This window comes from Streptomyces pseudogriseolus (assembly GCA_002154585.1).
GTDB lineage: Bacteria > Actinomycetota > Actinomycetes > Streptomycetales > Streptomycetaceae > Streptomyces > Streptomyces pseudogriseolus.
This window is the reverse complement of the sequence record MUNG01000643.1, coordinates 1-2,692: the sequence shown is the minus strand read 5'-3', so window position 1 is coordinate 2,692 and position 2,692 is coordinate 1. Positions and strand designations below refer to the sequence as shown.

The following is a 2,692-nucleotide window of genomic DNA, read 5'->3' as shown; positions in this document are numbered from 1 at the left end:
CGAGGCCGAGGACGCGGTGCAGGAGACGTATCTGCGCTGGCAGGGCGCGGACACCGGGCGGATCGAGGTGCCCGAGGCCTGGCTGACGAAGGTGCTCACCAACATCTGCCTCAACCAGCTCACCTCGGCCCGCGCCCGGCGCGAGAGGTACGTGGGCCAGTGGCTCCCGGAGCCGCTGGTCGCCGGGGACCCCATGCTGGGGCCCGCCGACACCGCCGAGCAGCGGGAGTCGGTGTCGTACGCGATGCTCGTGCTGCTGGAGCGGCTGTCCCCGGACGAGCGCGCGGTGTACGTGCTGCGGGAGGCCTTCGGCTACGCGCACAGGGAGATCGCCGAGATCCTCGACGTCAGCGAGGCCGCCAGCCAGCAGATCCTGCACCGGGCCAGGAAGCACGTGGCGCAGGGCAGGGCGCGCCGGGAGATCGACGCGGGCGAGGCCCGGCGGGTCGTCGAGGAGTTCCTCGCCGCCGCCACCAGCGGGCGGACCGAGCCGCTGGTCGCGCTGCTCACGCGGGACGCCGTCGCGGTCGGCGACGGCGGCGGGAAGGTGCCCGCGCGGGCCAAGGCGTTCGAGGGCGTCAAGGCGGTGGCCACGTTCCTGCGGGGCCTGTTCACGCCGGGCCCCGGCAAGCGGGCCGTGGCGGGCGGGTCGCCCGAGCTGTACGCGACGACCGCGAACGGCGATCCGGCGGTCGTGGCGGTCGTCGACGGCCGGGTGATCGGCGTGATGTGCCTGGAGGTCACCGAGGACGGCATCGCGGCGGTCCGCAGCCAGGTCAACCCCGACAAGCTGGAGCGTGTGACGGAGCGGTGGGCCGCCGTCGACCACGGGGAGCCGCTGGTCCGGGACGTGTTCTGACCCGTCCGATACGCATGTTCCGACCCGTCCGGTGTGGATGTGATGCAGGTCACATGGTGGGGGTGTCAGGGATCGGCGGGCCGCCCGGTTCAAGGGGCGAACCAGTCGACGACAGGAGCCTGCCATGCAGCACCGCATCATCGTCCTCGGAGCCGGATACGCCGGAGCCTCCGCCGCCGGCCGCCTGGCCAGGCGGCTGCACCGGGACGACGTCTCCCTCACCCTCGTCAACGCCGAGCCCGACTTCGTCGAGCGGGTCCGCAATCACGAGCTGGCCACCGGCCGCGAGCTCCCGCACCGCCCGCTGACCGACCTGCTCGCCGGGACCGGCGTCGAGCTGAAGGTCGCCCGGGTCACCGCCGTCGACGTCGACCGCAAGGTCGTCACCGTCACGGGTGACACCGGCGGGACCGGCGACTCCGGCGACATAGGCGACTCCGGCGCCGAGGAGCTGGCGTACGACACCCTCGTCTACGCCCTCGGCAGCCGCTGGAACGACCGGGGCGTGCCGGGCGCCGCCGAGCACGCGTACGAGATCGCCGGGCGGGCCGGCGCGCTGCGGGTGCGGGACCGGCTGGCCGGGCTCACCGCGGGGCAGCCCGTGGTCGTGGTGGGCGGCGGCCTCACCGGACTGGAGGCGGCCACCGAGATCGCCGAGTCGCGCCCGGACCTGGACGTCACCCTCGCCGCAAGCGACGGCCTCGGCGACTGGCTGTCGCCCAAGGGACGCGCCCACCTGCGGGCGGTGTTCGCCCGGCTCGGCATCACCGCACGCGAGAACGCCAAGGTCACGGCCGTCGAGGAGGGTCGCGTGGTCACCGCCGACGGAACGGTCCTGCCGTCCGCGCTCACCGTGTGGACCGCCGGCTTCGCCGTCCACCCGATCGCCCGCGCCACGACCCTGGAGGTCGGCGACACCGGTCAGATCGTGGTCGACGGCACCATGCGCTCGGTCTCGCACCCGGACGTGTACGCCGTCGGCGACGCGGCCCTCGTGCAGGGGCCCGGCGACAAGCCGCTGCGGATGTCCTGCGCGACCGGCACGCCCACCGCGTGGCAGGCCGCCGACGCGATCGCGGCGCGCCTCACCGGCGGCAAGCTGCCGCACGTGCCGCTGCGGTACTTCAACCAGTGCGTCTCGCTCGGCCGCAAGGACGGACTCATCCAGTACGTCACCGCGGACGACCGCGCGGTGAACGCCGCGCTGACCGGCCGCTTCGCGGCCCTCTACAAGGAGCTGATCTGCAAGGGCGCGGCCTGGGGCGTCGCCCACCCGACCGTGGGTCTGCCCAGCCGCCGCCGGCGGATCACCCACCCCGCCCCGGCGCAGCCGGCCACGGCGACGGCACCGGCTCCGGCCCCCGCTTCGGCCCCGGCTTCGGAGACGGCGGCCTGACGCCCGCCACCGCTCACGGTCCGCTGCTCAAGGCCCGCCTCTCCGGCGGGCCTTGAGGTGTGTCCGCGCCACGTCCGGGGAGCATGCGGGGACATGTCCCTCCGCCGGCAGGTGAGGAGTCCCCCATGACCGGACGCCCCGACCGCACACTCCCCGCCCGCCTGCGCGCCCTCTACGGCGACCCCTTCGCCCTCGCCTACCTGGGCGCGTGCGCCGCACTGACCGCATGGGCGCTCGCGGCAAGCGCCGGCCACAACGAGGACGCGTCCCTCGCCGGCGTCATCCCCGTCCTCGCCACGGCCCCGGTCAGCGTCATCGCCCTCGCCCTGCCTGGTGGCGCGCCGTCCTTCGTACTCGCGGTGGCGTCGGGCGCGCTGGTCAACGGCGCGGTCGTGGGCTGGTGCGGGCGGCGGCTGCGGGGGCGGACGGGGCGCTGA

General features: G+C 75.0%; 3 protein-coding genes. All 3 read left to right on the top strand.

Annotated features, from left to right (window positions below):
- A partial coding sequence (locus CCN29_RS33710; protein WP_086686272.1) for a sigma-70 family RNA polymerase sigma factor occupies positions 1-859 on the top strand: 859 nt, incomplete at its 5' end.
- Between the two features lie 124 nt (positions 860-983).
- Positions 984-2,255 carry an NAD(P)/FAD-dependent oxidoreductase gene (locus tag CCN29_RS33705; RefSeq protein ID WP_086686270.1) on the top strand — a complete coding sequence of 424 codons (1,272 nt, stop codon included), beginning with the start codon at positions 984-986 and terminating at the stop codon, positions 2,253-2,255.
- 125 nt (positions 2,256-2,380) lie between these two features.
- A complete protein-coding gene (locus tag CCN29_RS33700) occupies positions 2,381-2,692 on the top strand; it encodes an SCO4225 family membrane protein (protein WP_006134595.1) in 312 nt (103 codons plus the stop codon).

What these genes read in the sequence shown, in the direction of transcription:
- CCN29_RS33705 (WP_086686270.1), top strand. Translation starts at nt 984, where the DNA reads ATGCAGCACCGCATCATCGTCCTCGGAGCCGGATACGCCGGAGCCTCC.
- CCN29_RS33700 (WP_006134595.1), top strand. Translation starts at nt 2,381, where the DNA reads ATGACCGGACGCCCCGACCGCACACTCCCCGCCCGCCTGCGCGCCCTC.